Here is a 23201-nt window from a genome sequence, read left to right on the forward strand (position 1 = left end):
TCCCTATGAGCAGAAAATACTTTGGTACCGACGGCATTCGTGGCCGCGTCGGCGAATACCCGATCACACCGGATTTCATGCTGAAGCTGGGCTGGGCCGCGGGCATGGCCTTCCGCAAGCAGGGCAATTGCCGCGTTCTGGTGGGCAAGGACACCCGTATTTCGGGGTACATGTTCGAATCGGCGCTCGAAGCCGGGCTGTCAGCCGCCGGTGCCGATGTGATGCTGCTCGGGCCCATGCCGACGCCTGCCATCGCCTACCTCACCCGTACCTTCCACGCTGAAGCCGGGATCGTCATCAGCGCTTCCCACAATCCGCATGACGACAACGGCATCAAGTTCTTCTCGGGCCAGGGCACCAAGCTGCCGGACGAGGTCGAACTGATGATCGAGGAGCTGCTGGACCAACCGATGACGGTGGTCGACTCGAGCAAGTTGGGCAAGGTTTCCCGTATCAACGATGCGGCCGGTCGCTACATCGAGTTCTGCAAGAGCAGTGTGCCGAGCAGCACCAGCTTCGAGGGGCTCAAACTGGTGGTCGACTGCGCCCATGGTGCCACCTACAAGGTCGCGCCCAGCGTGTTCCGTGAGTTGGGTGCCCAGGTGACTGTGCTGCATGCCCAGCCGGATGGTCTGAATATCAACGAGAACTGCGGCTCTACGCACATCGAGTCGCTGCAGGCTGCCGTGCTGGTCGGTCATGCCGATCTGGGCATCGCCTTCGATGGCGATGGCGACCGTGTGCTGATGGTTGACCATACCGGTGCCATCGTCGATGGTGACGAGTTGCTGTTCATCATTGCTCGCGACCTGCATGAGCGCGGCAAGCTGCAGGGCGGGGTGGTGGGTACCCTGATGAGCAACCTTGGGCTGGAGCTTGCTCTCAAGGATCTGGATATTCCGTTCGTGCGGGCCAAGGTCGGCGACCGCTATGTCATGGCCGAGCTGCTCGAGCGCGAATGGTTGGTAGGTGGGGAAAACTCCGGACATGTGGTCTGCTGCAATCACACCACCACAGGTGATGCGATCATTGCCGCGCTGCAGGTGCTGCTGTCGCTCAAACGCCGCGGCGAGACACTGGCACAAGCCCGTCAGGCCGTTCGCAAATGCCCACAGGTACTGATCAATGTGCGCTTCGGTGCGAGCAAGGTCGACCCGTTGGAGCATCCTGCGGTCAAGGAGGCCAGCGCCAAGGCCACCGAGGCGATGGCTGGGCGTGGTCGGGTGCTGTTGCGCAAGTCTGGCACCGAGCCGCTGGTGCGGGTCATGGTCGAAGGCGACGATGAAAACCAGGTGCGTACCCATGCCGAAGCCCTGGCCAAACTGGTCGGCGAAGTTTGTGTCTGAAAGAAGCTTGCCAGCGCAGATCTGGTTGGGTAAGATCTGCGCCCACTTTGACCGACGAGGTAAAGCATGCGTCGCCCCATGGTAGCTGGTAACTGGAAGATGCACGGTACCCGCGCCAGCGTCGCTGAGCTGATCCAGGGCTTGGGCAATATGTCCCTGCCAAGCGGTGTTGAAGTCGCGGTGTTTCCGCCGGCCCTGTTCATCAATCAAGTCATTGATGGGCTGCGCGGCAACGGAATCATCGTTGGAGCACAGAATTCTGCTGTACAGCCCGAACAGGGCGCGCTGACAGGTGAAGTTGCACCGAGTCAGTTGGTTGATGCAGGTTGCAAGTTGGTGCTGATTGGCCATTCCGAACGTCGCCAGATCATTGGTGAAAATGAGGAAGTGCTAAAAGACAAGTTTGCAGCCGCTCAACTTAGTGGTTTAATGCCGGTGCTCTGCGTAGGGGAAACTCTCGAAGAGCGCGAGGCAGGCAAGACGCTTGAAGTTGTCGGGCGTCAACTAAGCAGTATCATCGACGCGTTCGGTGTTAAGGCTTTCGCCAATGCAGTTATTGCTTATGAGCCTGTTTGGGCCATTGGCACAGGTTTGACGGCTTCTCCGCAACAAGCTCAGGATGTGCATGCAGCCATCCGTGCGCAGTTGGCGGCAGAAGACGCCGAAGTTGCCGCAAACGTGCAGCTTCTCTATGGCGGCAGCGTGAAGGCGGCCAATGCGGCTGAGCTGTTCGGCATGCCGGATATCGATGGGGGGCTCATTGGTGGAGCGTCCCTGAACGCAGACGAATTCGGTGCAATTTGTCGCGCCGCAGGAAACTGAACAAATGCTGGAAACAGTTATCGTTGTTTTTCATCTGTTGGCAGCGCTGTCGCTTGTAGTGCTGGTTCTGTTGCAACAGGGTAAAGGTGCGGAAGCAGGTGCATCTTTCGGCGCAGGTGCTTCAAACACTGTGTTCGGAAGCCAAGGTTCTGCTACCTTCCTGAGTAAATTAACTGCAATACTCGCTGCCACTTTCTTTTTGACAGCACTTGGGTTAGGATACTTCGCGAAGCAACAGGCTCACCAGCTGAGCCAGGCGGGTCTCCCAGATCCAGCAGTGCTGGAAGTGAAAGAGCAGCCAAAACCGGCAGTTAATGATGATGTACCGGTGCTCCAGGAGCAGAAGAGCGAAACCACCCCGAAAGGTGATGTACCTCCTCCGGCCGAAGAGCAGAAGTAACGGGTTTCAAGTAGTAGTATTGCCGAGGTGGTGGAATTGGTAGACACGCAACCTTGAGGTGGTTGTGCCCATAGGGTGTAGGGGTTCGAGTCCCCTTCTCGGTACCAATTGAAGCTTGAGAGCCCGCTTTGGCGGGCTTTCTTGCAGGTGGAGGTTAGATTGACCCTGTAGCGGGTTCAGTCTTATACTTTCGCCCCAGCTTTGTCGCGGGGTGGAGCAGCTTGGTAGCTCGTCGGGCTCATAACCCGAAGGTCGTTGGTTCAAATCCAGCCCCCGCAACCAGCTTCAGCGAGCCCCTTTTCAGGGGCTTTTTGCTAGCCGAACAGTTATCGGCGTCGTTGTCCAACGGCGCTTTCAGGGATGGGCGCTTCGCCCATTTTTTATTTGCACAGCATGCACGAGGGGGTTCAGGTGTCGAGCAAGCTAGAACAGTTGCAGGCCTTGTTGGCCCCGGTGGTCGAGGGTCTGGGCTACCAATGCTGGGGGATCGAATACATCTCCCAGGGCAAACATTCGGTCCTGCGTATCTACATCGACAAGGAAGGCGGGATTCTGGTGGACGACTGCGAAACAGTCAGCCGCCAGGCCAGTGCCATTCTGGATGTTGAAGATCCGATCAGCAGTGAATATACCCTCGAGGTGTCCTCTCCAGGCATGGATCGCCCACTGTTCACTCTGGAACAGTTTGCTTCGCATGCCGGCGAACAAGTGAAGATCAAGCTGCGTACGCCCTTCGAAGGTCGTCGTAACTTCCAGGGCCTTCTCCGTGGTGTGGAGGAGCAGGATGTGGTGGTCCAGGTGGACAATCACGAGTTCCTGTTGCCGATCGACTCGATCGACAAGGCCAATATTATTCCCAGTTTTGACTGAGACGTGCCGGGCCCGGCGGACTGTCCGGGCCCAATGGCTTGCGCAAGGCGAGGCGTACGATGAGCAAAGAAGTACTGCTGGTTGTTGAATCGGTATCCAACGAGAAAGGTGTGCCACCTGGCGTCATTTTCGAGGCGCTGGAAGTGGCCCTGGCCACTGCAACCAAAAAACGTTTTGAGGACGAAGTCGACCTGCGTGTGGAAATCAACCGCCACACCGGTAGCTACGAGACCTTCCGTCGCTGGACCGTGGTCGACGAGAACGACCTGGACGATCCGGCGATCGAGACCTGGCTGACCAAGATCCAGGACACGCATCCGGACGCCAAGATCGGTGACGTGATCGAAGAGAAGATCGAGTCCATCGAATTCGGTCGCATCGCCGCCCAGACCGCCAAGCAGGTCATCGTGCAGAAAGTGCGCGAGGCCGAACGTGCCCAAGTGGTTGACGCCTATCGCGAGCGCGTTGGCGAGATCATCTCCGGTACCGTCAAGAAGGTCACCCGCGACAACGTCATCGTCGACCTGGGCAACAATGCCGAGGCCCTGCTGGCGCGCGAAGACATCATTCCACGTGAGACCTTCCGTGTCGGCGTGCGCTTGCGTGCGCTGCTCAAGGAAATCCGCACCGAGAACCGCGGCCCGCAGCTGATTCTGTCGCGCACTGCGCCACAGATGCTGATCGAGCTGTTCCGTATCGAAGTGCCGGAAATCGCCGAAGGCCTCATCGAAGTCATGGCTGCCTCCCGTGATCCGGGTTCGCGTGCCAAGATCGCCGTCCGCTCCAAGGACAAGCGCATCGACCCGCAAGGTGCTTGCATCGGCATGCGCGGCTCGCGTGTCCAGGCCGTATCCGGCGAGTTGGGTGGTGAGCGTGTGGATATCGTCCTGTGGGACGAGAACCCGGCGCAGTTCGTTATCAACGCCATGTCGCCGGCTGAAGTCGCGGCGATCATCGTTGATGAAGATGCCCATGCAATGGACATCGCCGTTGCCGAAGACAACCTGGCCCAGGCTATTGGCCGTGGCGGTCAGAACGTTCGCCTGGCCAGTCAGCTGACCGGCTGGACCCTGAACGTGATGACCGAGAAGGACATCCAGGCCAAGCAGCAGGCTGAGACCGGCGACATCCTGCGCAACTTCATCGAGGAACTGGAAGTCGACGAGGAGCTGGCACAAGTGCTGGTCGACGAAGGCTTCACCAGCCTCGAAGAAATTGCCTACGTACCGTTGGAAGAAATGCTCAACATCGATGGCTTTGACGAGGATATCGTCAATGAGCTGCGTGCTCGTGCCAAGGACCGTTTGTTGACCAAGGCCATCGCTACCGAAGAAAAACTGGCAGACGCCCACCCGGCTGACGACCTGCTCTCCCTTGAGGGCATGGACAAAGACCTGGCAGCGGAACTGGCGGTGCGCGGCGTGGTTAACCGCGAAGACCTGGCCGAGCAGTCGATCGACGATCTGCTCGACATCGACGGCATCGACGAAGAGCGTGCCGGCAAGTTGATCATGGCCGCCCGAGCCCACTGGTTCGAGTAATTAGGCGCGGCCTGAGGAGAGAAGTGCATGACGCAAGTCACGGTGAAAGAACTGGCCCAAGAGGTCGAGGCACCGGTAGAGCGCCTGCTGCAGCAGATGCGTGAGGCAGGTCTGCCGCACACCGACGCCGGTCAGGTAGTGACCGACAATGAGAAGCAGACTCTGCTGACCCATTTGAAGAGCAGCCACAAGAGCAAGGCGGAAGAGCCGCGCAAGATTACCTTGCAGCGCAAAACCACCAGCACCCTGCGTGTCGCCGGTAGCAAAAGCATCAGCGTAGAAGTACGCAAGAAGAAAGTATTCGTGCAGCGCAGCCCGGAAGAAATCCAGGCTGAGCAGAAGCGTGAGCTGGAAGAGCGCCGCGCGGCCGAGAACGCCGTTCGCGAGAAGGCCGATGCCGAAGCTCGTCAGCGTGCTGAAGAGCAGGCCCGTCGCCAGGCCGCCGAAGCTGCTGTCGCAGCACCGGCTGCCAAGGCCGAGCCAGCGCCTGCTCCTGCAGCCGCTGCTCCGGTAGTGGCCGAAGCGCCAGCGTCTGAAGATGCTGCCGCACGTGCCGCCGAGCGCAAGAAGGACGAGACCCGTCGCAACGAAAGCCGCACCCGCGACGAAGACCGTCGTGGCGGCGAGCGTCGTGGCGAAGCCCCGCGCGTGTCGATCAAGGTCAAGGTCAAAGAGAAAGAAAAAGCTCCGACGCCTCGCGCCGCGCCACGCACCACTGACGAAGAGAGCGATGGTTTCCGTCGCGGTCGCGGTGGCAAGGGCAAGCCGAAGAAGCGTAACCAACACGGCTTCCAGAACCCGACCGGTCCAGTCATCCGTGACGTGACCATCGGCGAGACCATCACGGTTTCCGACCTGGCCAACCAGATGTCCGTCAAGGGCGCTGAAGTGGTCAAGTTCATGTTCAAGCTGGGTACTCCGGTCACCATCAACCAGGTGCTCGACCAGGAAACCGCTCAGCTGGTCGCCGAAGAACTGGGCCACAAAGTGACCCTGGTCAGCGACACTGCCCTGGAAGACTCCCTGGCCGAATCGCTGAAGTTCGAAGGTGAAGTCGAGTCCCGTGCGCCGGTCGTAACCGTCATGGGTCACGTCGACCACGGTAAGACCTCGCTGCTCGACTACATCCGTCGTGCCAAGGTTGCCGCTGGCGAAGCCGGTGGTATCACCCAGCACATCGGTGCCTACCACGTGGAAACTGACCGCGGCATGGTCACCTTCCTCGATACCCCAGGCCACGCTGCGTTCACCGCAATGCGTGCCCGTGGTGCCAAGGCTACCGACATCGTCATCCTGGTGGTGGCGGCGGACGACGGCGTGATGCCGCAGACCCGCGAAGCGGTTCAGCATGCCAAGGCAGCTGGCGTTCCGCTGGTAGTTGCGGTGAACAAGATCGACAAGCCAGGTGCTGACCTCGATCGCATCCGTAACGAACTGGCCGTCGAAGGCGTGACCTCCGAGGACTGGGGTGGTGACACTCCGTTCGTCAAGGTTTCGGCGAAGATGGGTACCGGTGTCGACGAACTGCTCGAAGCCGTCCTGCTGCAGGCCGAGATTCTCGAACTGACCGCCACTCCGACCGCTCCAGGTCGTGGCGTCGTGGTCGAATCGCGCCTGGACAAGGGCCGCGGCCCAGTGGCTACCATCCTGGTTCAGGACGGTACCCTGCGTCAGGGCGACATGGTCCTGGTCGGTTCCAACTATGGCCGCGTGCGTGCCATGCTCGACGAGAACGGCAAGCCTGTGAAGGAAGCCGGCCCGTCGATCCCGGTCGAGATCCTTGGCCTGGATGGCACTCCGGAAGCCGGTGACGAGCTGTCCGTGGTTGCCGACGAGAAGAAAGCCCGCGAGGTTGCCCTGTTCCGTCAAGGCAAGTACCGCGAGGTCAAGCTGGCCCGTGCTCACGCCGGCAAGCTGGAAAACATCTTCGAGACCATGGGTCAGGAAGAGAAGAAGACCCTCAACATCGTCCTCAAGACCGACGTTCGCGGCTCTCTGGAAGCACTCCAGGGCTCGCTGGGCGGCCTGGGCAACGACGAAGTTCAGGTTCGCGTGATCGGTGGCGGCGTCGGTGGTATCACCGAGAGCGACGCCAACCTGGCGCTGGCGTCCAACGCGGTGCTGTTCGGCTTCAACGTGCGTGCCGATGCTGGCGCACGTAAGATCGTCGAGCAGGAAGGTCTGGATATGCGTTACTACAACGTGATCTACGACATCATCGAAGACGTCAAGAAAGCCCTGACCGGTATGCTCGGCAGCGATGTTCGCGAGAACATCCTGGGTGTCGCCGAAGTCCGTGACGTGTTCCGTTCGCCGAAGTTCGGTGCAATCGCTGGCTGTATGGTCATCGAAGGTACTGTGCACCGCAACCGTCCGATCCGCGTACTGCGCGAGGACGTGGTGATCTTCGAAGGCGAGCTGGAATCGCTGCGTCGCTTCAAGGACGACGCCTCCGAAGTCCGTTCGGGCATGGAGTGCGGTATTGGCGTGAAGAGCTACAACGACGTCAAGGTCGGCGACAAGATCGAAGTCTTCGAGAAAGTCCAGGTGGCTCGTACCCTGTAAGGGGTCGGCATGGTACAGGCCCCGCTCCAAAGCGGTTGGCAGTGCCTCTGAAGGTAGCGCCCGGTCAGGCTTCAGCTTGACCGGGCGTTTGCCGCTTTAAGTTACAGGTAGCAAGAATGGCAAAAGAATATAGCCGTACCCAACGTATCGGTGATCAGATGCAGCGTGAGCTGTCCGAGCTGATCCGCCGTGAAGTCAAGGACCCGCGCGTCGGCCTGGTCACCATCACTGCCGTCGACGTCAGCCGCGACCTCGGGCACGCCAAGGTCTTCATCACCGTGATGGGCCAGGACGGGGCCGACGCAGTACCACAGACCCTCAAGGCCCTGACCAGTGCCGCAAGCTTCCTGCGCCTGCACCTTGGTCGTGTCATGCAACTGCGCAGCGTGCCGCAGCTGCATTTCCACTTCGACGAAAGCGTCAGCCGTGGTGCCCATCTGTCGGCACTGATCGAGCGTGCGGTCGCCGAAGACCGTCTGCACCAGGATTCCGACAAGTCGGACGCCGGGGAGTAAGCGGTGGCTCAGGTCAAACGTATTCGCCGCAATGTCAGCGGCATCATCCTGCTCGACAAGCCATTGGGGTTCACCTCCAACGCTGCGCTGCAGAAAGTCCGCTGGTTGCTCAATGCCGAAAAGGCTGGCCACACCGGTAGCCTCGATCCACTGGCCTCCGGCGTGCTGCCGTTGTGCTTCGGCGAAGCGACCAAGTTTTCGCAGTACCTGCTCGATTCCGACAAGGGCTACGAAACGGTCATGCAACTGGGGCAGACTACCAGCACCGGTGATGCCGAAGGCGAAGTGCTCAAGACTCGCGATGTGACCGTTGGTCGCGCCGATATTGAGGCGCTGCTGCCACGTTTTCGTGGTCAAATCAGTCAGGTACCGCCGATGTACTCGGCCCTCAAGCGCGATGGTCAGCCACTTTACAAGCTGGCACGTGCAGGAGAGGTAGTGGAGCGAGAGGCGCGTTCTGTTACTATTGGCCGCTTGGAGTTGCTCGAGTGCGAAGGCACCCGTGCGCGCCTGACGGTCGGTTGCAGCAAAGGCACCTATATCCGCACCCTGGTGGAGGATATCGGCGAGGCTCTGGGCTGCGGCGCGTATGTCGCCGAACTGCGCAGGACCCAGGCCGGGCCTTTCGAGCTGGCACAGACCGTGACCCTCGATGAACTCGAGCAGGCACACGCCGAAGGTGGCAACGAAGCGCTCGACCGCTTCCTGATGCCGTCCGACAGCGGTTTGCAGGACTGGCCATTGGTGCGCTTGTCCGAGCACAGCGCGTTCTACTGGCTGCATGGGCAGGCAGTGCGTGCCCCGGACGCGCCGCAATTCGGCATGGTTCGGGTACAAGATCACAATGCCCGCTTCATCGGTATCGGTGAGGTGAGCGAAGACGGGCGCATTGCGCCGCGTCGACTGATTCGGTCGGAATGATCGAACACGCAGGGCCAGGCTTCGGCCGAACCCCGCGGATACGAGGGTGGCTGTCAGTAGGCACGGTCACACCTCATTTTATTAATACGGGGATTCTGTCCCTGGCCTATTGGACCCCGCTTGCGGGATCCGTTTATCAGGAGAAGCCAAATGGCCCTCAGCGTTGAAGAAAAAGCTCAGATCGTTGCCGAATACCAGCAAGCCGCCGGCGATACCGGTAGCCCGGAAGTGCAGGTTGCTCTGCTGACCGCCAACATCAACAAGCTGCAAGGCCACTTCAAGGCCAACGAGAAAGACCACCACTCCCGTCGTGGTCTGATCCGTATGGTTAACCAGCGTCGTAAGCTGCTGGACTACCTGAAGGGCAAAGACACCACTCGTTACAGCGCCCTGATCGGTCGCCTGGGTCTGCGTCGCTAATAGCGGCCTGGCCAGTGGTGTGCATGGCGTGTTGCATGCTCGATGCTGTATGGCAGCAATGCCGTACAGCGTTGGCGTCCAACACGCCACGCGTATCTCCGAGGTTGGCAGTTTGGTGATGTCGAGCGGATTATCCGCTAGGCAGCCAGGCTCCCAGCCTCGTGTTGTATCTGGACGGTCAATGGGGCCGATTCCCCGTTCTGCCCAAGAATTCGCAAGAAACCAGTTCCCCCAGAGCCACTGAAAAAAGGTAGGAAACCGTGAACCCGGTAATCAAGACATTCCAGTTCGGTCAATCGACCGTTACTCTCGAAACGGGCCGCATTGCCCGTCAGGCCACCGGCGCCGTGCTGGTCACCGTCGACAACGATGTCACCGTGCTGGTGACCGTGGTTGGTGCCAAGCAAGCTGACCCGGGCAAGGGCTTCTTCCCGCTGTCGGTCCACTACCAGGAAAAGACCTACGCCGCGGGCAAGATCCCAGGTGGCTTCTTCAAGCGTGAAGGCCGTCCTTCCGAGAAAGAGACCCTGACCTCGCGCCTGATCGACCGTCCGATCCGTCCGCTGTTCCCAGAAGGTTTCATGAACGAAGTGCAGGTTGTCTGCACCGTCGTTTCCACCAGCAAGAAAACCGATCCGGACATCGCTGCGATGATCGGTACCTCGGCTGCCCTGGCCATTTCCGGCATTCCGTTCGAAGGCCCGATCGGCGCTGCCCGCGTTGCTTTCCACGAAAGCACCGGCTACCTGCTGAACCCGACCTACGAGCAACTGGCTGCTTCGAGCCTGGACATGGTCGTTGCCGGTACTTCCGACGCCGTACTGATGGTTGAATCGGAAGCCCAAGAGCTGACCGAAGACCAGATGCTGGGCGCCGTGCTGTTCGCTCACGACGAATTCCAGGCCGTGATCAAGGCCGTCAAGGAACTGGCCGCCGAAGCCGGCAAGCCAACCTGGGACTGGAAACCGGCTGTTGCCAACACCGAGTTGTTCAACGCCATCCGCGCCGAATTCGGCGAAGCTGTTTCGCAGGGCTACACCATCACCGTCAAGGCCGACCGTTATGCGCGCCTGGGCGAGCTGCGCGACCAGGCGGTTGCCAAGTTCTCGGGTGAAGAAGGCCAGCCTTCGGCTTCCGAAGTCAAAGACATCTTTGGTGAGATCGAATACCGCACCGTTCGCGAAAACATCGTAAACGGCAAGCCGCGTATCGATGGTCGTGACACCAAGACCGTGCGTCCGCTGAACATCGAAGTCGGCGTTCTGCCGAAGACTCACGGTTCGGCCCTGTTCACCCGTGGCGAAACCCAGGCCCTGGTCGTCGCGACCCTGGGTACTGCCCGTGACGCCCAGCTGCTGGACACCCTCGAAGGCGAGAAGAAAGACCCCTTCATGCTGCACTACAACTTCCCGCCGTTCTCGGTGGGCGAGTGCGGTCGCATGGGTGGTGCTGGCCGTCGTGAAATCGGCCACGGCCGTCTGGCCCGCCGTTCGGTTCAGGCCATGCTGCCTGCAGCTGACGTGTTCCCGTACACCATCCGTGTGGTTTCGGAAATCACCGAGTCCAACGGTTCCAGCTCCATGGCTTCGGTCTGCGGCGCCTCCCTGGCTCTGATGGACGCTGGTGTGCCGATGAAGGCCCCGGTTGCTGGTATCGCCATGGGCCTGGTCAAGGAAGGCGAGAAGTTCGCGGTCCTGACCGACATCCTGGGTGACGAAGACCACCTGGGCGACATGGACTTCAAGGTTGCTGGTACCGCCAAAGGTGTTACCGCGCTGCAGATGGACATCAAGATCAACGGCATCACCGAAGAGATCATGGAAATCGCCCTGGGCCAGGCCCTGGAAGCGCGCCTGAACATCCTCGGCCAGATGAACCAGATCATTGGTGAGTCGCGTACCGAACTGTCGGCCAACGCGCCAACCATGATCGCGATGAAGATCGACACCGACAAGATCCGTGATGTCATCGGTAAAGGCGGCGCCACCATCCGCGCTATCTGCGAAGAAACCAAGGCCTCGATCGACATCGAAGACGATGGCTCGATCAAGATCTTCGGCGAAACCAAAGAAGCGGCGGACGCGGCCAAGCAGCGCATCCTGGGCATCACCGCCGAGGCCGAGATCGGCAAGATCTACGTGGGCAAGGTCGAGCGTATCGTCGACTTCGGTGCCTTCGTGAACATCCTGCCGGGCAAGGACGGTCTGGTGCACATCTCCATGCTCAGCGATGCGCGCGTAGAGAAAGTCACCGACGTGCTGAAAGAAGGTCAGGAAGTCGAAGTGCTGGTACTGGACGTGGATAACCGCGGCCGTATCAAACTGTCGATCAAGGACGTTGCCGCTGCCAAGGCATCGGGCGTCTAAGCCTTTCCAAAAGGCTTGAAAGAAGGACCCTTCGGGGTCCTTTTTTTGTGCCTGCGGTTTTATGTGGCGGACTTGCATCTTGCATGCAGGAATTGGCCAGGGCGTGCAAAATGCACGATCAGCCATGCCTGACATTTTATTTAACTTGTTGTTTTTAAAGGTTTTTATTTCTTGGCAAAAGCTGGCACACGCCGTGCAACATCACTTCTACCTGCCGCCAGGAACCAAGGCGCAGACCTTTCGAAAAACAGGAGTGACTCACATGAAGAAGTTCGCCATTGCTGCCGCTACTGCTACCGCTCTGACCCTGACCATGGCTAACGCGGCATTTGCCCAACAGTCCACCCAGGCCCCGATGACGCTGGCGGCCGGTGAGGTGACCAAAGCCAAGGAAGCAACCTCCGATACCTGGATCACCACCAAGGTCAAAGCTGACCTGATGACCGAGAAAGGCGTGCCTGGCAGCGACATCAAAGTAGAAACCAACAAGGGTGTGGTCTCGTTGTCCTCCGACGTTGCCATCACCGATTCGCAGAAAGAGATGGCCATCGCCATTGCCAAGAAAATCAAAGGTGTTCAGGCCGTATCGGCTGATGGCCTGAAATCCGAATAAGGGATGTCCCGTCGGTCAAAAGGATTTGGCCACCTGTTCAAAGAAGCCCCGGCATTGGCCGGGGCTTTTTTATTAGGCGACCGGGTTGCGAGCCACCACATCGCTTTCGAAGCACTCCTGCTCGACGATCAGTGGTTCGACGAGAGGGCGGCTGTCGCGAAAGTGCGCAGTCTGGGTATGGGCTTCATAGGCTTCGTCGTCGCGGTAGATTTCGTAGAGGTAGATCAGGTCCGGGTCGAGGCGGTCCTGGCTTACGTCGAACACCAGGCAGCCGGGCTCGGTGGCGACCGAGGCTGCGGCATTGGCTGTGATAGCGCTGAGGAAGGCTTCGGCAGTACCGGGTTTCACACGGGTCTTGATGAATAGGCTGTACACAAGCGGGTCCTTTTGTTTTAAATTCTATATTGAATTGTATACAAAATAGGAGCCGCGCCAATGTCTGAATTACCTGCCCGCCCTGGTCGCCTGAACGGCCTGCGCCATATCGCCTTGCTGGTGCCCAACCTGGAGGAGTGCGAGCGCTTTTATGTGGAGGTGTTGGGCATGGAAGTGCTGCACCGCGCCAATGAAGACCTGGTGTACCTCACCTGTGGCAATGACAACTTGTCGCTTGGGCGTGGGGCAGGCGCTGCGAACGGTTTTCAGACGTTGGATCACTACGGTTTCATCGTTGATACCGTCGAGGAGCTGGAAGCCTGGTATCAGTATTTCAAGGCACATGGCGTGACCCTGCTGGATCGGCCATTCAACCATGGGGATGGCGCGCGTAGCTTCCACTTGCTTGACCCGGCGGGGAACAAGGTGCAACCGCTCTATCATCCGGCGGTGTCAGGGCAGCGCTTGGTCTGAGTGCGTGTGTGGCCTTATCGCCGGCAAGCCGGCTCCCACACAATTTGTAGGAGCCGGCTTGCCGGCGATAAGGCCCGGTCGGATCACTCCGCGTCGAGGTGCATCGGCGTCACCACGCGACCATCGCTCTCGGCCTGCCCCAAGGTGGTGTCGATGAAGTAGACCCGGTCGTCCTCAAGCTTGCCCTTGTCGACCAGGTAGTCTTTGATGCTGCTGGCCCGCTCCTGGCCAAGGGTGCGCAACAGTGCCGCGCTTTCGGCCCAGGACTTGATTACCGCCTCGCGCAGTTTCGCGCTGCGCTCGTCGCGGCCAAGTTGCTCCCATTCGGCCGGCGGCTGCTGCTTGAGCCGAGTGCGGTAGATGCCTTCGAGCATGGCGGGCTTGTCGCTGTCGTCGACCACCAACATCGAGGCGTTGGCCGGTACCTTGTCGCCACGGCGCTGGAGAATCTTGTACCAGGTAGCCTGGTACTCGCGCTCCAGGCGCTGTTCGGCAATCAGAGGGCCGTCGCTGCTCTGGGCGCTGGTGCCTTCGATCTCCAGGCGCAGCTCAGGGCGCTGTTTCAGCGCGGCTGACAGTTTGTCCAGCGCGGACTGCGCATCGCCGGTCAGCTCACTGGAGCCAGGCGCGAAGGCCACACTTCCAAGGTCTTCGGCGCCGCCACCTGAAATCAGCCCGCCAATGAACTTGAACGGTGCCTGGGCCGCGCGCAGCACCAGGTTGCGCAGTGTCTGCCAGACAATCGGCATGACGCTGAATTGCGGGTTGTTCAAGTCGCCGGAAACCGGCAGTTCGATGGAGATCTTGCCTTCGGTGTCCTTGAGCAGTGCTACGGCCAAGCGAATCGGCAGGTCCACCGCATCGGGGCTGTCGACTTTCTCACCCAGTTGCAGCTGTTCGACCACCACTTTGTTTTCGGCCTTCAGCTGGCCGTTGGTGATCAAGTAATGCAGGTCGAGGTTAAGCCGGCCTTTGCGAATGCGAAAACCCGCGAACTTGCCGGAGTAGGGCGTTAGCGTAGTCAGCTCGACCCGCTTGAAGCTGGTGGCGATGTCCAGGCTTGCCAACGGGTTGAAGGGGTTCAGCGCACCTTTGATGGTCACCGGCGCATAGCGGTCGACCTTGCCTTTGACATCGACCTTGGCAGGCGCAGGCTTGCGGTTGTCGATGGTGCCGATCTGGCCGTTGAGCTGCTGTACGGCAGTGGCGAAGTTGGGGGTGAGGGTTAGGTCGGCAAAGTTCGCCGAGCCATCGTTGATGTTGATCTGGCCAATGTGAATGCCCAATGGCTTTTCGCCGGTGCTAGCGGCCGGCTTGGCCTTGGCAGGTGCAGGTGTACCGGCAGGTTGTGGGATCAGCAGGTCATCGACGTTGGTGGTGCGGTCTTCGTTGATGATGAAGCGGGCATAGGGTTGCAGCAAGGTCACCTTGTCGATGGACAGGGCGTCGCCGTGCACATACGAAAGGCCATCCACATTCACCTGCTGCCATTTGACGAAGTCGCGGTTCTTGATGGTGTCCAGTGTATGCAGCTGGCTGACCTGTGCCTTGCCGGCCACGGTGAAGGCCAATGGCTCGGTGCTCTTGAGGTCGACCTTCAGGTCGCTGCCCAGCATGCCGCTGCGCAGTTCCAGGCGAATGAACGGGCTGATGTAGGCCTGGGCGACACGCAAGTCGATGTCACGGGTGCTGACATCGAGCTTGGCGTTAACGGGGGCCAGGTTGACCTGGCCTGCTGCCTGCAGCTTGCCCTGCTTGCCAACGCCGGTGTCGAGCTTCAGGGTGAAAGGCGACTGGTTGAGGCTGTCGAAACCTTGCATGTCCAGGTTCAGCGGGCCGACGTCCAAGGCCACGGGCTCCTGCCGGCTACGGTCGGCCAGGTGAACCATGTAGTTGCGCAGTTGCACATCCTTGAGCAGCACCTGCCAGGGCTTGGCAGGCTCCTTGGCGGCCTTCTCTTCAGGCGTGGGTTCGGCCGCAGCGGGCTCGGCCTTTTCCTTCGGCGTGGCCTTGGCCGGCTGGCTGGCGAACAGCTTCTGCCAGTCGAGCTGGCCGTCCTTCTCCAATGCCGCCCAGGTTTCGAGTTTTTCACTGCGGATCTTGCCGACGGTGACCAGCTGTTTGGCCAGGTCTACTGAGGTTTCGCTCACCTCCAGGCTGGCCAGGCGCGCCAGTTGTCGACCATCCGGTGCTTTGATGGCGAAGGGCGCGATGCGCACGGAGGCGTTGTCCAGCAACAGCTCCGTCTCTTTGGACAGGTTGAGTTTGTAGTGGGTGTCGAGGTTGATCACGCCGTCTTCCAGCACCAGTGGCACGGCATCGCGTACGTAGGGCCAGAACACCTTCATCTTGCCGTCTGTGACCTTCAGGGTGCCTTCGGAGGCAATCGGCGACAGGCTGAGCGTACCGCTCCAGTCGATGCGTCCGCCGTTGGGGCCGATGGCAACCAGGGTCATGTCGGCATTGTCGTCCGGCAGGGTGCTGAGATTCTTCAGCTCCAGGTTCATGTCGTCGTAGATGAACTCGATCGGCTCGCTCGGGCGCTGGTCGGCGAAATGCAGGTAGCCGCCGCTGAGTTTGATGCTGCCGATACGCAGCGGGAACGGGTCGCTTGGCGGCTCATCGGGTTTGGGCTCGCTGGCTGGCAACTTGAACAGCTGAGTCAGGTTGAGCACGCCGTCTTTGCCGAACACAACCTCGTTGCGTGGCTTGTCGAGTTCCACGGCTTGCAGGTGTACGGCACGGCTCCACAGGCTATCGAGTGCCAGGTCGGCATACAGGCGCTCGAAACCGACCTGCTCCTTTCCGGGCTCGCCGATCTGCAGGCCCCACAAGGTCAATTCGAGGCTGAAGGGGTTGAGCTCGATACGTTGCAGGTGAGCCGGCACCGTGGCGTATTGCGCCAGCTGCTGGTTGGCGATACGCAGTGCGACGCCGGGTAGGATGAGGAAGCCGAGCAGGCTGTAGAGGGCAACGAGGGCCAGCAAAGCGCCGAGGGCGCGAGTCAATCCTTTGTACATGTGTCGCTTCGTCTGTCTAAGCAGGAGTCGTTGGAGTATGGCACGTTAAATCGGTTCCGCAGGGGCGACCATTTGACCTCACTCAATACCCATGCGTCGCTTGGCCCGGTGGGCAGAGCCGTTTCGCATGGCCCAGCGCAACACCGGGGCCGTGCGTTCGAGCCCCAGGCGAATCAAGCGCCGCTGCAGCGGGCCCTGGTGCAGGTCAAGCATCTGCTGGGCCCAGTCTGGCAGCAGGTCGATACCCGCCTGCAGCATCAGCTTGCCGACAGGCTCGGCCAAGCGGCTAGGGGCAGGGGCCTTGAGCAGGATGTCGACCACTTCCAGGCTACGGGCATCACATTGCAGTTGTGGGCGCATGCGTTGCAGGTAGTCCTCGACCTGCTGGCGTGAGCGCGGCACGTTGCGGGCGCCGAGGCGTTCGGCGATCAGGGCGATCTCGTCGTAATAGGCATCTTGATCGGCAAGTGAAAGGCTTGAATTGCGGTAGCGCAGGTGGGCGGCAAGGAAACTGCTGACTTCAGCAACGTGCACCCAGGTCAGCAGGTCGGGGTCGCTGGCAGAATAGGGGCGGCCGTCGGGTGCGATGCCAGTGACTTTGAGGTGGATGGTTCGGACCTTCTCGATCAGCCATTCGGCGTCACGGGTGGAGCCGAAGGTGGTACCGGAGATGAACTGACTGGTGCGACGCAGCCGGCCGAGCAGGTCGTGGCGGAAGTTGGAGTGGTCCCACACACCTGCCAGGGCGAGCGGATGCAGCACTTGCAGCATCAGTGCGCTGATGCCGCCGACCAGCATGCTGGGAAAATCACCGTGCACCCGCCAGCTGATGCTTTGCGGGCCGAACAGGCCCGGGTCGCCCTTGGGCGACTCCAGGTCGAGCTTGCCCAGGGCAAGCCCGGTAAGGCTCATGACCTGGGTTTCGATGCGACGGCGTAGGGCTTCCATGGCGACCTTTCGTTCAAGGCGGCCATGAACCCAGGCCGCCAGCTATTGATTCAGGCGTTTATCGATCAACCCCTGGACCACGCTCGGGTCGGCCAGGGTCGAGGTATCGCCCAGATTATCCAGTTCATTGCAGGCGATTTTACGCAGTATACGCCGCATGATCTTGCCGGAGCGGGTCTTGGGCAGTGCGGGTGCCCACTGGATCAGCTCGGGTTTGGCGAAACTGCCGATTTCCTTGCTGACCAGGGCCAGCAGCTCGGCCTTGAGCGCATCGTCCGGGGTGACCCCGTTCATGGGGGTGACGAAGGCATAGACCCCTTGGCCCTTGAGGTCGTGCGGGTAGCCAACCACGGCTGCCTCGGCGACGCTGTCATGCAGTACCAGTGCGCTCTCCACTTCGGCGGTACCGATGCGGTGGCCGGACACATTGATCACATCGTCGATACGACCGGTAATCCAGTAGTCACCGTCGGCATCGCGCCGTGCGCCGTCGCCAGTGAAGTAGTAGCCCGGCATGGGCTTGAAGTAGGTGTCGACCATGCGTTGGTGGTCGCCGTAGACGCTGCGGATCTGCCCAGGCCAGCTGGCCTTGATGGCCAGTATGCCGGCCCCGGGGCCTTCGATGAGTTGGCCTTTGTCGTCGAGCAGCACTGGTTGTACACCGAACATCGGTTGGGTGGCGCAACCGGGCTTGAGCTTTTGCGTACCGGGCAGGGGAGTAATCATGATGCCGCCGGTTTCGGTCTGCCACCAGGTGTCGACGATAGGGCAGCGCTTCTGGCCGACCGCCTCGAAGTACCATTCCCAGGCTTCCGGGTTGATCGGCTCACCCACGCTACCCAGCAGCCGCAGGCTTTGGCGGGAGGTGCTCTGCAGCGGCCCGGCCCCTTCGCGCATCAGCGCCCGCAGGGCTGTTGGTGCGGTGTAGAAGATATTCACCTGGTGTTTATCCACAACCTGCCAGAAGCGCGAGGTGTCCGGGTAGTTCGGCACGCCCTCGAACATCAGTGAGATGGCGCCATTGGCCAGTGGGCCGTAGACGATGTAACTGTGGCCGGTGACCCAGCCGACGTCGGCAGTGCACCAGAACACTTCGCCATCGCGGTAATCGAACACCACCTTGAAGGTGAGGGTGGCCTGTAGCAGGTAGCCAGCGGTGGTGTGCAGCACACCCTTGGGTTTGCCAGTGCTGCCGGAGGTGTAGAGGATGAACAGCGGGTCTTCCGCCTCCATGGGCTCGGGCGGGCAGTCGTCGCCGGCTTTTTCCGCCACCTCGTGGTACCAGAGGTCGCGCCCGGCACTCCAGGCCACATCGCTGCCGGTGCGGCGCACGACGAACACGCTACTGACGTTCGGGCAACTGGCCAGCGCCTTGTCGACGTTCAGTTTCAGCGGGATTCGTTTGCCGCCGCGCACGCCCTCATCGGCGGTGATTACCGTACGGCAATCGGCATCGAGAATACGGTCGCGCAGGGCATCCGGGGAAAAGCCGCCAAAGACCACCGAGTGGATGGCGCCGATGCGGGTGCAGGCCAGCATGGCGTAAGCGGCTTCGGGGACCATCGGCATGTAGATGCACACCCGGTCGCCTTTCTTCACCCCGCGTGCTTTCAGGGCGTTGGCCAGGCGGCAGACCTGGCGATGGAGTTCGCGGTAGGAGATGGCCTTGGTGTCATTCGGGTCGTCGCCTTCCCACAGCAACGCAGTCTGTTCGCCGCGGTTGGCAAGGTGGCGGTCAATGCAGTTGTAGCTCACGTTCAACTGCGCGCCTTCGAACCAGCGGGCTTTGCCGGTGCTCAAGTCGCACTGCTGCACGCTCGACCAGGGTTTGATCCAGTCCAGGCGCTTGGCCTGCTCGGCCCAGAAGGTGTCGGGGTCTTCGACGGACTGGCGATAGAGGCGGCGGTAGTCGTCGGGGGAGATTTGGGCAGATTGGCTGACGGCCAGAGCCTGGGGGTAATCGCGGATATCGAACATGGCGGGTGGTCCTGCTCTTGTCGGGGCGATGGACTGCAACGGCTATTCGATAGGACAGTGTAGCTCTGTGAGGCGTTCAAGCCGTGTTGACCCCATCGCCGGCAAGCCGGCTCCCACAGGTTCCGTAGGAGTCGGCGTGCCAGCGATGGAATTTGTCAGATCAACCGCGGTGACGGCCGCGGAAGTAGTTGATCAGACCTTGGGTAGAGCCGTCTTCGGCGCTGTCTTCAAGGCTGCCGACCAGGCGCTGGTAGACACCTTTGCCCAGTTCCTTGCCCAGCTCCACGCCCCATTGGTCGAAGGCGTTGATACCCCAGATGACGCTTTGCACGAAGACCTTGTGCTCGTACATGGCCACCAGAGCGCCCAGGCGGCGCGGGCTGATACGCTCGACCACCAGGGTGTTGCTCGGGCGGTTGCCCGGGATCACCTTGTGCGGGGCAAGCTTCTCGATATCGGCTTCGTTCAGGCCCTTCTGGCGCAGCTCGGTTTCGGCCTCTTCCCGGGTTTTGCCCAGCATCAGTGCCTGGCTCTGCGACAGGCAGTTGGCGTACAGCCACTGGTGATGGTCGGCTACCGGGTTGAAGCTCACCACCGGCACGATGAAGTCTGCCGGAATCAGCTTGGTGCCCTGGTGCAGCAATTGGTGGTAGGCGTGCTGGCCGTTACAGCCGACGCCACCCCAGATCACCGGGCCGGTATCGGTCTTCACCGGGCTGCCATCCTGCAGCACGCTCTTGCCGTTGGATTCCATGTCCAACTGCTGCAGATGCTTGGTGATGTTGCGCAGGTAATGGTCGTACGGCAGGATCGCGTGGCTCGATGCGCCCCAGAAGTTGCCATACCAAACCCCCAGCAGGGCCAGCAGTACCGGCATGTTCTTGTCGAACGGCGCGGTCTGGAAATGCTGGTCCATGGTGTATGCACCCGACAGCAGTTCCTTGAAGTTGGCCGTACCGATGGCCAGGGCGATCGGCAGGCCGATGGCCGACCACAGTGAGTAACGCCCACCTACCCAGTCCCACATCGGGAAGATGTTCTCTTCGCGGATGCCGAAGGCCACGGCGGCGGCCTTGTTGCTGGAGACGGCGATGAAGTGGCGATACAGCTCGGCCTCGGAGCCGCCCTGGGCCAGGTACCAGGTACGGGCTGCCATGGCGTTCTTCAGCGTCTCGAGGGTGTTGAACGACTTCGACGAGACGATGAACAGGGTGGTCTCGGCGCGCAGGTTGGCCGACAACTCATGGAATTCACTGCCGTCGATGTTCGCCAGGTAGTGGCAGCGCACACCGCGCTGGGCATAGGGCAGCAGGGCTTCGGAGACCAGCTCCGGGCCGAGGAACGAGCCGCCGATGCCAATGTTCACCACGTCGGTGATTGGCTTTTCGCTGTAGCCGCGCCACAGGCCATCGTGAATACGGCCGACCAGTTCGGTGATCTGGTTCAGGACCTTGTGTACTTCCGGCATCACGTTGACGCCGTTGACGCTGAGCTTGTCGCCTACCGGGCGGCGCAGGGCGGTGTGCAGGACCGGGCGCCCTTCGGAGGCGTTGATGATCTCGCCGCTGAACATCGACTTGATCGCGTCCTGCAGGCTGACTTCGTTGGCCAGGCCCACCAGCAGGTCACGGGTCTGCTCGGTGATCAGGTTCTTTGAATAATCGAGGAACAGGCCGCAGCTGCTCAGGGAGAACTGGTCAAAGCGCTTGGCATCGCTGGCGAAGGCTTCGCGCATGCTGAAGCCTTGCATGGCGTCGCGGTGTTGCTGGAGTGCCTGCCAGGCGGGCAGGGCCGTAACATCGTGGGGAGTACGGTAATACGCCATTGCGGAGGGTTCCTTGGTGCGTGGTGTTGCCTTGGACAGGGCAATGATTGCCGGGTTCGGGCTGGCCATCATTATAGGCAAAGGGCTGGCGCTGGGAATGGGGGCGGGAGGGGGAATTTGGTGGGGGGCGCTTTGCGCCCCAATCGCTGGCAAGCCGGCTCCCACAGGGACCGCGACGACCTTGAGATCACCGCATTAACTGTGGGAGCCGGCTTGCCGGCGATGAGGCCGGTACAGGCAGCACAATGACCTTGTAGAAGCCGGCTTGTCGTGGCGACGAACCGCGGCGAATGGGCTGCAAAGCAGCCCAGGAGGGTTATGCGGTTTTTTCGTCCAGGTGAAGGTACAGGTTGTCGATCAACCGGGTGTTACCCAGGTAAGCCGCAGCCAGAATAACCAGGTCACGGTCACCGAAAGTTGCTGGCCGCAGGGTCACTGCGTGGCGCACTTCCAGGTAGTCCGGGCGCAAGCCGGCAGCGGTCAGCCGAGCTTTGCCGTCCTCGACCAGCGCAGGGAAGTCGACCTGGCCACGGACAATGCTTTCACTGATGTGTTTCAGGGTGCTGTACACCACCGGCGCGACAGAGCGCTGCTCAGGCGTCAGGTAACCATTGCGCGATGACAGTGCCAGCCCATCTTCGGCGCGTACGGTCGGCTCGCCGATGATTTGAATCGGCATGTTCAAGTCGCGCACCATGGCGCGGATCACAGCCAGTTGCTGGTAATCCTTTTCGCCGAATACGGCAAGGTCCGGCTGGACCATGTTGAACAGCTTGTTGACCACTGTCGCCACGCCCTCGAAGTGCCCCGGCCGGCTGGCGCCGCAAAGGCCTTCGGAGAGGTTCGGCACGCTGACGCGGGTTTGCACGCTCATGCCATCGGGGTACATTTCCTCGACCGTTGGGGCAAACAGCAGGTTACAGCCTGCCTCAAGCAGGCGCTCCTGGTCGGCGGCCAGGGTACGTGGGTACTTGTCGAGGTCTTCGTTGGCGCCAAACTGCAGCGGGTTGACAAAAATGCTGGCCACCACGAAGTCGGCGCGCTGGGCGGCCTTGACCACCAGTGCGGCATGGCCGCTGTGCAAGTTGCCCATGGTGGGCACGAAGCCGATGCGTTTGCCCTCGCCGCGAGCGCGCGCCACGGCGGCACGCAGTTCACGGACGGTCTTGACTGTATTCATGCGCTGAACCCGTGTTCGCTACCTGGGAAGCTGACCTCTTTGACTGCCTGTACATAGGCAGCGAGGGCGCTCTGGATATCTGGCTGGCCGGTCATGAAGTTCTTCACGAACTTCGGCACACGGCCGCTCAGGGACAGGCCGAGCATATCGTGCAAGACGAGGACCTGGCCGTCGGTAGCACTTCCCGCACCGATGCCGATTACCGGGATGCTGACTGCCTGGGTAATCTCTGCGGCCAACTCGCTTGGCACGCACTCCAGCAGCAACATGGCCGCACCGGCTTGCTCCAGGGCAATGGCGTCGGCACGCATCTGCCGCGCCTGGGCTTCCTGGCGGCCCTGCACTTTGTAACCGCCCAACACGTTGACGGTTTGCGGCGTCAGGCCCATGTGCGCGCACACCGGTACGCCGCGCTCGGCGAGCAAGCGAATGGTCTCGGCCAGCCAGGCCGCACCTTCAAGCTTGATCATATGAGCACCAGCGCGCATCAGCGTTGCGCAGTTGGCGAAGGCTTGCTCTGGCGTGGCGTGGGCCATGAACGGCAGGTCGGCCAGGATCAGGGCACCCTCGTTGCCGCGTTTGACGCAGGCGGTGTGATAAGCCATTTCGTCGGTGCTGACGGGCAGCGTGCTGTCATGGCCTTGCAGGACCATCCCCAGGGAGTCGCCCACCAGCAACACTTCTACGCCGGCCTGGCTGGCCACCTTGGCGAAGGTGGCGTCGTAGCAGGTCAGCATGGTGATTTTTTCACCCTTGGCCTTCAGGCCATGCAGGGTGGTCAGGGTTACTTCAGGCATTTAGGAAAATCCTCGTTCAGGCGCTTTGAAAAACGACTGCGACCAACACGTTGAGTCATCTTCCGGAGCGGCACATCATCGCTTGTGATGTTCGGGCACAGGTCCGTCCGGGCCTAGATACGGGTATGCGGCATTTTGGTGCCACACGGGACGCCTATAGTCGTGAGCGAGGTGGGGGAAGTCAATCACCCTGTTACCGCATTGTTACGATTAGGGTGTTACTGGC

General features: G+C 60.8%; 19 protein-coding genes and 2 tRNA genes. 14 read left to right on the plus strand and 7 right to left on the minus strand.

All coding sequences use genetic code 11. The features are described from left to right. Positions 1-5: 5 nt before the first annotated feature. The 13 genes from glmM (at position 6) to PspTeo4_RS25240 (ending at position 12379) form a co-directional block, all read left to right on the plus strand. Positions 6-1346, plus strand: coding sequence for a phosphoglucosamine mutase (glmM, locus tag PspTeo4_RS25180; RefSeq protein WP_322366449.1), 1341 nt, complete (start codon positions 6-8; stop codon positions 1344-1346). A 66-nt stretch (positions 1347-1412) separates the two neighbouring features. After that, positions 1413-2168: a triose-phosphate isomerase gene (tpiA, locus tag PspTeo4_RS25185; protein ID WP_322366450.1), complete on the plus strand. Its 756-nt coding sequence runs from the start codon at positions 1413-1415 to the stop codon at positions 2166-2168. A gap of 4 nt (positions 2169-2172) precedes the next feature. Then, complete coding sequence (gene secG / locus PspTeo4_RS25190) at positions 2173-2568, plus strand: preprotein translocase subunit SecG (protein WP_060478639.1); 396 nt, start codon at positions 2173-2175, stop codon at positions 2566-2568. 21 nt (positions 2569-2589) lie between these two features. Next, positions 2590-2675, plus strand: a tRNA-Leu gene (locus PspTeo4_RS25195). A gap of 98 nt (positions 2676-2773) precedes the next feature. Continuing rightward, a tRNA-Met gene (locus tag PspTeo4_RS25200) sits at positions 2774-2850 on the plus strand. A gap of 129 nt (positions 2851-2979) precedes the next feature. Next, positions 2980-3438 (plus strand): ribosome maturation factor RimP, encoded by a 459-nt coding sequence (gene rimP / locus PspTeo4_RS25205; protein WP_322366451.1) that lies wholly within the window; start codon positions 2980-2982, stop codon positions 3436-3438. Positions 3439-3497: 59 nt separating this feature from the next. After that, positions 3498-4979 carry a transcription termination factor NusA gene (nusA, locus tag PspTeo4_RS25210; RefSeq protein ID WP_322366452.1) on the plus strand — a complete coding sequence of 494 codons (1482 nt, stop codon included), beginning with the start codon at positions 3498-3500 and terminating at the stop codon, positions 4977-4979. Positions 4980-5006: 27 nt separating this feature from the next. Further along, entirely contained in the window at positions 5007-7544 is a 2538-nt protein-coding gene (gene infB, locus PspTeo4_RS25215) for a translation initiation factor IF-2 (RefSeq protein WP_322366453.1), read from the plus strand. 116 nt (positions 7545-7660) lie between these two features. Next, positions 7661-8059, plus strand: coding sequence for a 30S ribosome-binding factor RbfA (gene rbfA, locus PspTeo4_RS25220; RefSeq protein WP_322366454.1), 399 nt, complete (start codon positions 7661-7663; stop codon positions 8057-8059). Positions 8060-8062: 3 nt separating this feature from the next. Next, positions 8063-8980, plus strand: coding sequence for a tRNA pseudouridine(55) synthase TruB (gene truB / locus PspTeo4_RS25225; protein WP_322366455.1), 918 nt, complete (start codon positions 8063-8065; stop codon positions 8978-8980). 150 nt (positions 8981-9130) lie between these two features. Beyond that, entirely contained in the window at positions 9131-9400 is a 270-nt protein-coding gene (gene rpsO, locus PspTeo4_RS25230; RefSeq protein WP_011532144.1) for a 30S ribosomal protein S15, read from the plus strand. Positions 9401-9660: 260 nt separating this feature from the next. Then, positions 9661-11766, plus strand: coding sequence for a polyribonucleotide nucleotidyltransferase (gene pnp, locus PspTeo4_RS25235; protein WP_322366456.1), 2106 nt, complete (start codon positions 9661-9663; stop codon positions 11764-11766). Between the two features lie 262 nt (positions 11767-12028). After that, the gene (locus tag PspTeo4_RS25240) at positions 12029-12379 is read left to right on the plus strand and encodes a BON domain-containing protein (RefSeq protein ID WP_023378633.1); all 351 of its coding nucleotides are present in this window, start codon (positions 12029-12031) and stop codon (positions 12377-12379) included. A 72-nt stretch (positions 12380-12451) separates the two neighbouring features. Here the strand turns inward: PspTeo4_RS25240 and PspTeo4_RS25245 are convergent, their stop codons facing one another. Next, positions 12452-12754 carry a putative quinol monooxygenase gene (locus PspTeo4_RS25245; RefSeq protein ID WP_322366457.1) on the minus strand — a complete coding sequence of 101 codons (303 nt, stop codon included), beginning with the start codon at positions 12752-12754 and terminating at the stop codon, positions 12452-12454. Positions 12755-12814: 60 nt separating this feature from the next. Between PspTeo4_RS25245 and PspTeo4_RS25250 the strand changes: the two genes are divergently transcribed. Continuing rightward, positions 12815-13228: a VOC family protein gene (locus PspTeo4_RS25250; RefSeq protein WP_322366458.1), complete on the plus strand. Its 414-nt coding sequence runs from the start codon at positions 12815-12817 to the stop codon at positions 13226-13228. Positions 13229-13311: 83 nt separating this feature from the next. Here PspTeo4_RS25250 and PspTeo4_RS25255 read toward each other — a convergent pair whose 3' ends face one another. The 6 genes from PspTeo4_RS25255 to panB form a co-directional block, all read right to left on the minus strand. Continuing rightward, positions 13312-16248, minus strand: coding sequence for a DUF748 domain-containing protein (locus tag PspTeo4_RS25255; protein WP_322366459.1), 2937 nt, complete (start codon positions 16246-16248; stop codon positions 13312-13314). Positions 16249-16326: 78 nt separating this feature from the next. Then, positions 16327-17196, minus strand: coding sequence for an oxygenase MpaB family protein (locus PspTeo4_RS25260; protein WP_322366460.1), 870 nt, complete (start codon positions 17194-17196; stop codon positions 16327-16329). A gap of 42 nt (positions 17197-17238) precedes the next feature. Beyond that, positions 17239-19173 carry an acetate--CoA ligase gene (acs, locus tag PspTeo4_RS25265; protein ID WP_322366461.1) on the minus strand — a complete coding sequence of 645 codons (1935 nt, stop codon included), beginning with the start codon at positions 19171-19173 and terminating at the stop codon, positions 17239-17241. Between the two features lie 160 nt (positions 19174-19333). Further along, positions 19334-20998 (minus strand): glucose-6-phosphate isomerase, encoded by a 1665-nt coding sequence (gene pgi, locus PspTeo4_RS25270; protein WP_322366462.1) that lies wholly within the window; start codon positions 20996-20998, stop codon positions 19334-19336. Between the two features lie 316 nt (positions 20999-21314). Then, a complete protein-coding gene (panC, locus tag PspTeo4_RS25275; RefSeq protein ID WP_322366463.1) occupies positions 21315-22178 on the minus strand; it encodes a pantoate--beta-alanine ligase in 864 nt (287 codons plus the stop codon). Continuing rightward, the gene (panB, locus tag PspTeo4_RS25280) at positions 22175-22975 is read right to left on the minus strand and encodes a 3-methyl-2-oxobutanoate hydroxymethyltransferase (RefSeq protein WP_322366464.1); all 801 of its coding nucleotides are present in this window, start codon (positions 22973-22975) and stop codon (positions 22175-22177) included. The genes panC and panB overlap by 4 nt, the downstream gene beginning before the upstream one ends. Positions 22976-23201 lie beyond the last annotated feature (226 nt).

This window comes from Pseudomonas sp. Teo4, from assembly GCF_034387475.1.
Lineage (GTDB): Bacteria > Pseudomonadota > Gammaproteobacteria > Pseudomonadales > Pseudomonadaceae > Aquipseudomonas.

Excerpts from the sequence above, each read along its gene's own strand:
- glmM (WP_322366449.1), top strand. The coding sequence starts at position 6 with ATGAGCAGAAAATACTTTGGTACCGACGGCATTCGTGGCCGCGTCGGC.
- tpiA (WP_322366450.1), top strand. The coding sequence starts at position 1,413 with ATGCGTCGCCCCATGGTAGCTGGTAACTGGAAGATGCACGGTACCCGC.
- secG (WP_060478639.1), top strand. The coding sequence starts at position 2,173 with ATGCTGGAAACAGTTATCGTTGTTTTTCATCTGTTGGCAGCGCTGTCG.
- nusA (WP_322366452.1), top strand. The coding sequence starts at position 3,498 with ATGAGCAAAGAAGTACTGCTGGTTGTTGAATCGGTATCCAACGAGAAA.
- infB (WP_322366453.1), top strand. The coding sequence starts at position 5,007 with ATGACGCAAGTCACGGTGAAAGAACTGGCCCAAGAGGTCGAGGCACCG.
- rbfA (WP_322366454.1), top strand. The coding sequence starts at position 7,661 with ATGGCAAAAGAATATAGCCGTACCCAACGTATCGGTGATCAGATGCAG.
- rpsO (WP_011532144.1), top strand. The coding sequence starts at position 9,131 with ATGGCCCTCAGCGTTGAAGAAAAAGCTCAGATCGTTGCCGAATACCAG.
- PspTeo4_RS25240 (WP_023378633.1), top strand. The coding sequence starts at position 12,029 with ATGAAGAAGTTCGCCATTGCTGCCGCTACTGCTACCGCTCTGACCCTG.
- PspTeo4_RS25250 (WP_322366458.1), top strand. The coding sequence starts at position 12,815 with ATGTCTGAATTACCTGCCCGCCCTGGTCGCCTGAACGGCCTGCGCCAT.
- PspTeo4_RS25255 (WP_322366459.1), bottom strand. The coding sequence starts at position 16,248 with ATGTACAAAGGATTGACTCGCGCCCTCGGCGCTTTGCTGGCCCTCGTT.
- PspTeo4_RS25260 (WP_322366460.1), bottom strand. The coding sequence starts at position 17,196 with ATGGAAGCCCTACGCCGTCGCATCGAAACCCAGGTCATGAGCCTTACC.
- acs (WP_322366461.1), bottom strand. The coding sequence starts at position 19,173 with ATGTTCGATATCCGCGATTACCCCCAGGCTCTGGCCGTCAGCCAATCT.
- pgi (WP_322366462.1), bottom strand. The coding sequence starts at position 20,998 with ATGGCGTATTACCGTACTCCCCACGATGTTACGGCCCTGCCCGCCTGG.
- panC (WP_322366463.1), bottom strand. The coding sequence starts at position 22,178 with ATGAATACAGTCAAGACCGTCCGTGAACTGCGTGCCGCCGTGGCGCGC.
- panB (WP_322366464.1), bottom strand. The coding sequence starts at position 22,975 with ATGCCTGAAGTAACCCTGACCACCCTGCATGGCCTGAAGGCCAAGGGT.